Genomic DNA, 6,411 nt, shown 5'->3' with positions numbered 1-6,411 from the left:
AGCGATATTTGATGGATGCTACCTAGAAATTAGCTAGAAATTTATCACCTACACATTAAGCTAGCTCAACGGCTAGGATGAACTAAATAGGTTAAATACCTAGAATATATCTAGAAATCTGGTTAGTAATGGCTAAAAGCATTGGTAGATGGTTAAATCATCAAACACTGTCATGTGCGGATAGAGCGCGTAACTTTGAAACACCATTGCAATATCGCGATCGCCCGGTCTGAGATATGTCACATCGCGATCGCCAATTCTAATCTCGCCTCTTGTCGGCTGTTCCAACCCTGCAATCAACCGCAGCGTGGTAGATTTGCCGCATCCAGACGGCCCCAGCAAGGTCAAAAATTCGCCTTCGCTGACATCTAAGCTAATGTCTTTTACCGGTACAACTTTGGGGCTGTAGGTTTTATTGAGGTTTTTTAGTTGCAGTTTTGACATGATTTTTATAAGAAGGAAGAAGGAAGAAGGAAGAAGGAAGAAGGAAGAAGGAAGAAGGAAGAAGGAAGAAGGAAGAAGGAAGAAGGAAGAAGGAAGAAGGAAGAAGGAAGAAGGAAGAAGGAAGAAGGAAGAAGGAAGGAAGAATCAAGAATCAAGAATCAAGAATCAAGAAGGAAGCAAGAATCAAGAATCAAGAATCAAGAAGGAAGCAAGAATCAAGAAGGAAGTGTTTAGGATGCTAGGATTATTTAAAGTTACAAATTATCCCTTGACTGCCCCGGCAGTTAAACCTTGAACTATGCGCCGCTGGAATACTAAAACTAGAAAAACTAAGGGTAATGTTCCTAAAACGGTGGCTGCTGCGATCGGGCCGTAGGGAATCTCAAAGACTGAGGCGCCGCTGAGTTGAGCTGTGGCTACGGGAATTGTTTTGAGAGATTCGCGAGTCATAAATGTCAGTGCAAATATAAACTCGTTCCAAGCTGAAATAAATGTCAAAATTCCGGTTGTGACTAGGGCGGGAAATGTCATCGGCAGCACGATTTGCCACAGCATTTGAAAGGTGTTATATCCGTCAACTTTGGCTGCATCTTCTAAGTCTTTTGGTAATTGTTGAAAGAAACTCCGCATTACCAAAATTGTCAGTGGTAGATTGATGGCGGTGTAGGGAATTATTAAGGCTAAATAATTATTTCCTAAATCCAAAGCCTTGACAATTTCCAGGAGTCCCAAAAATAGCAACACTGCCGGAAATAGGGTCACAATTGTCACAGTTGCTAAAATAATTCTCTCGCCCCACAGCCGCAACCTGGCTAAAGCGTAAGCGGCGGGTGCTCCTACGGCTAAACACAGCAATGTGGAAGTGATGGAAACAAAAGCGCTATTTAAGATGTAAAGTGCAAATGGGCGGCGCTGGAACAATGACAGGTAATGCTCAAACGTAATTCGGGTGGGAATGTAGACGTTGGGAATGGCTGAGATATCGGCGTTTACTTTGAAGGATGTCAGCACTTGCCAGATGATGGGCGCGAGGAAGTATGCGACAATTAGTATCGCTGATAGGGGTAAGATTAATTGCCGGATGTTAAAGGGTTTTGTGGTAGGTTGTTCGCGGGCGATCGACATAATTTGTACCCATGAAAGGAACTTGGCTGGATTGTTCGGTGTTGAGATTGATTGTTGGGGGCGGGCAAGATGCCCACCCCACAATAGTTTCAAGAAATACGATTGTGGGGCGAGAAACCGGGTTTCTACGAGTTTTTAGACGAGTCACGAGAAATATACGAAGAAACCCGGTTTCTGGAATATGCGATCGTTGTAGCGTGGGCACGGGAGCCCGGGCAGGGGGCAAGAAACCGGGTTTCTACGAGTTTTTAGACGAGTTACGAGAAATATAGGAAGAAACCCGGTTTCTGGGATTTGGGTGCGTGGGGCAAGAAACCGGGTTTCTGCGAGTTTATTCGACGAGTCGCGAGAAATTTACGAAGAAACCCGGTTTCTGGGGTGTGCGGGCGACAAATCTAAATTTGACTAGCGCGGGCTCTGGATAATAGGTAACTGGCGATCGCCACTGCGGCCACTAACAGCAAAAAAGTACATACCACCAAAGCCGCCCCGTACCCAAAGTCTAAATACCTCATTACCGTGCTGTAAATGTAGATAGAAACCGTCTCCGTCGCCCCCGCCGGCCCCCCTCCCGTCATCACCTGAATCAGGTCGAAAATGCCGAAAGCTTGGGCAAATCGAAACAGCAAAGCAATCACAATTTGGGGCATCAGCAGCGGCAAGGTAATTTGACGGAAACTCTGCCAACTACTCGCGCCGTCAATAGCGTGCGCTTCATACAAATCCGCAGAAATTGATTGCAATCCGGCTAACAAAAGCAAACTAACAAACGGCGTAGTTTTCCACACATCAGCCGTAATTACAGCCATCATTGCCAAAGTCGGATCTCCCAGCCAGCTAATGCTCTTTTGAATCAATCCCAAGCGGAGCAAAATATCGTTAATTACGCCGTATTGATCGTTAAAAATCCACGCCCAAGCTACACCCATCAGCGCAGTCGGCAGCGCCCAAGGCAGCAGGGAAATTGTGCGGACAATCCCGCGCCCCGTGAAGGATTGATTTAAAACTAAAGCAATGCCCATGCCGAGAATTAATTCCAGCACAACAGAGGCAAGAGTAAACACTGTGGTATTGCTTAAAGTTTGCCAGAAACGCCCGTCACCTAATATTCGACTGTAGTTAGCAAAACCGGAAAAAACCAGTTTCAATTCAGTACCGAGATTTTGGGTGAATAAACTCAGCCAAAACGCGCGCAAAATTGGGTAAGCAAATACTAGCAGCAAAATTATCAATGCTGGTGCTACTAATATCCATCCGGTTCTTTGTTCGCGCTGTCGCATCTTATCTAATTGCATATTTTAAGATTCTATTCTATTCTTCCAGTCCCTCTGAGCTCGGACTTTGTTTTTGGAGCATCGGAATTCCATTCGGCGGGTTCTATTCGGCGGGTTTATTGTTTTACTTCGAGCTATGCCACAGGTGCGTCGCTATGAGATTATCGATTTTTATTGACGGATTTTGAATGGCGACGCACCCTACGGCTATTCTTCCAGTCCCTCTGAGCTCGGACTTTGTTTTTGTAGCCCCGAATTCCATTCGGCGGGTTCTATTCTTTAGGTTGTTTCAAACTGCCTAATAAATTGCGAGTTTCGCTAGCCGCCGCTTTCATTGCTTGTTCCGCAGTCATTCTCCCGGTAAAAGCCGAACTCAAATAGCGCTGTAAAATATCAGAAGCTTGAGCGTATTGTGCTATGAGCGGACGTAAAGCTGATCGTTCCACTACTTTGAGTAATTGCGGATAGTGAGGATATTTGGCGACTATTTGTTTGTCAGTAAATAGGGATTTGTAACTAGGAATTAAACCTGTTTCTAAAATAAATTTGCGCTGGGTTGCCTCGCTGGTGAGGTATTTAATTGCTTTCCAGGCTTGTTCTGGATGTTTTGAGGTTTTAGAAATTCCCCAGCCCCAGCCGCCCAAGCAGGAACCGCCTGTTTTACCGATACTGCTGAGCATTGGCTCGATCGCAATTTTACCCTTAACTTTAGATCCTTCAGTATTGGCTAGCTTCCAAACATAGGGCCAGTTTCGCAAAAACAGCGCTTTACCGTTTTGAAATAATAATCTGGTTTCTTCTTCGCCGTAGGTAGTAACACCTGGTGGAGAGATGCCAGAGGCGATCGTATTTTTGAGAAATTCCACTGCTTTAATTGCCTCCGGTTTATCTAACCCAACTTCAAAAGTTTTAGGGTTGGCCCAGAAACCGCCGAAACCTGAGAGCACTTCGACAAACATCGCAGATACTCCCTCATATTGTTTACCTTGCCACAAATAACCCCAAGTTGCTTTTCCCTGTTGCTGCAAGTTTTGAGATATTTTCACCATCTCTTCAAAGGTTTTCGGCGCGGGAATTCCGGCTTGTTTTAAAATGTCTTTGCGGTAATAAAGCATTCCGGCATCGGAAGCGTGGGGAATTCGGTAAAGTTTGCCCCGATATCGCCCGCCTTCTACGTTACCTGGGATAAATTTTGCAAGTTGTTTGGGCCCAATTCTGTCCGTTAAATCCCTTACCCAACCTGCGGCGGCAAATTTGGGAACCCAAACAATATCCATGTTGATGATGTCGTAGGGCGACTCGCCTAAAAGAAAGGCAGATGTGTAAAGATTTTCTACCAGGTTTGAGTCAAAGGGGCCTTCTACGAGGTTGATGCGAATATCGCGGTTTTTCTGTTCAAATTCTTTGACAAATGGTTTCCAGTTAGCAATGTCTTGGCCTTGCATTAACATGGTGAGCACAACTGGTTGCTGAGTCAGTGCGGGCAGAATGAATAACAGCAAGACGGCGGCTAATATGACAGTGAATAAGGCGAAAAGACGGGGGCGCTTTTGCCTTCGCTGGGGCGGGGAATTTATTTTTGGCATTTGCTTTTGAGATCTGGCTGTGCGATCGCCTTATTTATCTCATAACTCGCTTTGTTATGTTTCGCGGGATTTAGCGAGTTTGTGCAATGAAAATTTAAGTAAACTTTAGCTTACTTCATACTCCGGGAGTCAAAAGTGCAATTTTTTAGCTAACGGGTTGATTGTAATTTGAGTTAACATCTATCTATAGGTAGATATTGAGAGTATTATCAAATATCGTTGCCGCTGGTATTTGATATGGGCATGATTCAATCGTTGGGGCGGTGCGTGAATGATAGTCTCGCTGTGTGGATGTAAAGATTTCTCGCCCTCACGCACCCTACAAATAAATCATTCTTCTTACTTCTTCCTTCTTCCTTCTTCTAACATACAAAAAACACCGCTCCTCAAAATAGGAGAACGGTGTATAGGGGGTGTTATGGGTTGTTGTCTGAAACTAACCCTAACAAATCGCCATTTGCTCCGGGTAGGCCTTGTGATGGTTAAAAAATTGGCACAAACCCAAACACCTACCGGGATCGCGATCGACATTTAGGATTAGCCCAACCATTCCACAACAGAATCTTCCTTAGTATTGGTGCGACGTTCAGGGGTTTCGCGCTCGAATTTCATGTGGACAGCGCGGTTTTGTTCGCCGTCTGCTGCTACTGCAAAAATCGGATAGTCGATCAAGCCGTCTTGGAAAGACATCTGGAACCGGAAAGTGCCGTCAGCATTCAGTTTGATTGGTTGTCCGCCTACATAAACGGTGGCGTCTGGTTCGGTGGCGCCGTAGACGATCAATTCAGCATCAGCAACTAACCAGAATTGGCGGGGGCGCATCGGGGCGGCAAAGCCAACTCCCGACATACCGACACCGGAGGACATACCGAAACCGGACATGGTGAGGCCAGAGAGCCCGACACCGGACATGGTGAGGCCGGACATACCCACACCTGACGCAGTGAGGCCGGACATACCCACACCTGAGGCAGTCAGGCCGGACATACCCACACCTGACGCGGTGAGGGCAGAGATTCCGGCCCCAGCCCACATTCCGACACCGGAGGGGAATACGTAGGAACTCAAAGCTTGTTCGTGGATTGCGGATTGCTGGATCGAACCTGCAACGTGCTGCATGGAACCGAACATCGAACCTGCTACGCGCATCGATTCTGCCGATTCTGCCATGCCGAAGATTTGTTCGTAGATGGCGTTGCCGGTGCTGTAACCGCCGTTGGTGGCTTTTGCCATTTTCTTGGCTGGGGGAACCAGTTCGGCGAAGGTTTGGCCGCGCAAGTCTTCTTCCCAGTCGAGGGTGATGAATTGGTCTTCAATCCAGTCACTAGGATAGATGGGCGGGACGCGGACTTCTGCCGATCGCGCCAACACCAACCAACGGCCGTCTGCACAGCGGTAGCCGATGTCGATCGCATAATCGCGATCGCTAACGGGGATTGGCACGTACCATTCCCGCGCCAGTTCGTCGCAGGGATATTCTTGAATGCTGTGGGGGCTTTGGATGTCGAGGTTAACATCTGTAACGTCGTAGATCCGGAGGGCGAGTTGCTGTCCACCTTGGCGGCGCAATTCTTCTTTGCGATCGTTGGGGATATCCCAGTAGGTGTAAGCCCATTCTGGATCGCGGGGCATCAAAACAACCCGGCTTTCACCGTAACCGTTGGGCAAATCTGCTAAACCTTCATCTACAGACGACAACGAACCGCCTGTTCTATCTTCTTGACCTAGTTCAAACTTTGCTGCTTCCACTGCTTCTTGTGCCTCTAGTTTGCGAGATGGACTGTATGAAAACTTGTTGCGCTGAATTTCTTGAATTGATGCCAGAAGTTGCGATTTCCGCATCCGGCTGTAGCGAGAGACTCCACATTCGCTAGCAACTCTGCGGAGTTGTCGCAAAGTCATCTCTTCTAATGGTGGGCGTTCTTTTGCCATGAGTTTGTTCTCCACTAATTTGGGATGGCGGGTTAGATTTTTTACTTCAA

5 protein-coding genes and 1 pseudogene are annotated in these 6,411 nt (G+C 46.9%); 1 reads left to right on the top strand and 5 read right to left on the bottom strand.

Annotated elements, in window-relative coordinates; all coding sequences use genetic code 11:
- Nucleotides 1-153: 153 nt before the first annotated feature.
- A pseudogene (locus QZW47_RS09620) lies at nt 154-444 on the bottom strand (ABC transporter ATP-binding protein); the annotation flags it as partial.
- On the opposite strand from QZW47_RS09620, the gene QZW47_RS09615 reads away from it, so the two are divergent.
- The gene (locus QZW47_RS09615) at nt 443-739 is read left to right on the top strand and encodes a hypothetical protein (protein ID WP_293126471.1); all 297 of its coding nucleotides are present in this window, start codon (nt 443-445) and stop codon (nt 737-739) included. The pseudogene QZW47_RS09620 and the gene QZW47_RS09615 sit on opposite strands and share 2 nt — an antisense overlap.
- On the opposite strand, the gene QZW47_RS09610 is transcribed toward QZW47_RS09615, so the two are convergent.
- From QZW47_RS09610 to QZW47_RS09595, 4 genes are all read right to left on the bottom strand, one after another.
- Entirely contained in the window at nt 706-1,569 is an 864-nt protein-coding gene (locus tag QZW47_RS09610) for a carbohydrate ABC transporter permease (RefSeq protein ID WP_293126483.1), read from the bottom strand. The two genes, QZW47_RS09615 and QZW47_RS09610, sit on opposite strands and share 34 nt — an antisense overlap.
- A 395-nt stretch (nt 1,570-1,964) precedes the next feature.
- Complete coding sequence (locus QZW47_RS09605; RefSeq protein WP_293126469.1) at nt 1,965-2,864, bottom strand: carbohydrate ABC transporter permease; 900 nt, start codon at nt 2,862-2,864, stop codon at nt 1,965-1,967.
- A 251-nt stretch (nt 2,865-3,115) separates the two neighbouring features.
- Nucleotides 3,116-4,429: an ABC transporter substrate-binding protein gene (locus QZW47_RS09600; RefSeq protein ID WP_293126467.1), complete on the bottom strand. Its 1,314-nt coding sequence runs from the start codon at nt 4,427-4,429 to the stop codon at nt 3,116-3,118.
- A gap of 537 nt (nt 4,430-4,966) precedes the next feature.
- Nucleotides 4,967-6,361 (bottom strand): DUF4912 domain-containing protein, encoded by a 1,395-nt coding sequence (locus QZW47_RS09595; RefSeq protein WP_293126465.1) that lies wholly within the window; start codon nt 6,359-6,361, stop codon nt 4,967-4,969.
- Nucleotides 6,362-6,411: the final 50 nt, after the last annotated feature.

Origin of the sequence: Microcoleus sp. bin38.metabat.b11b12b14.051, from assembly GCF_013299165.1 — a bacterium.
GTDB lineage: Bacteria > Cyanobacteriota > Cyanobacteriia > Cyanobacteriales > Microcoleaceae > Microcoleus.
The sequence above is the reverse complement of the archived record's forward strand: the minus strand, read 5'-3'. Positions and strand labels throughout refer to the sequence as shown.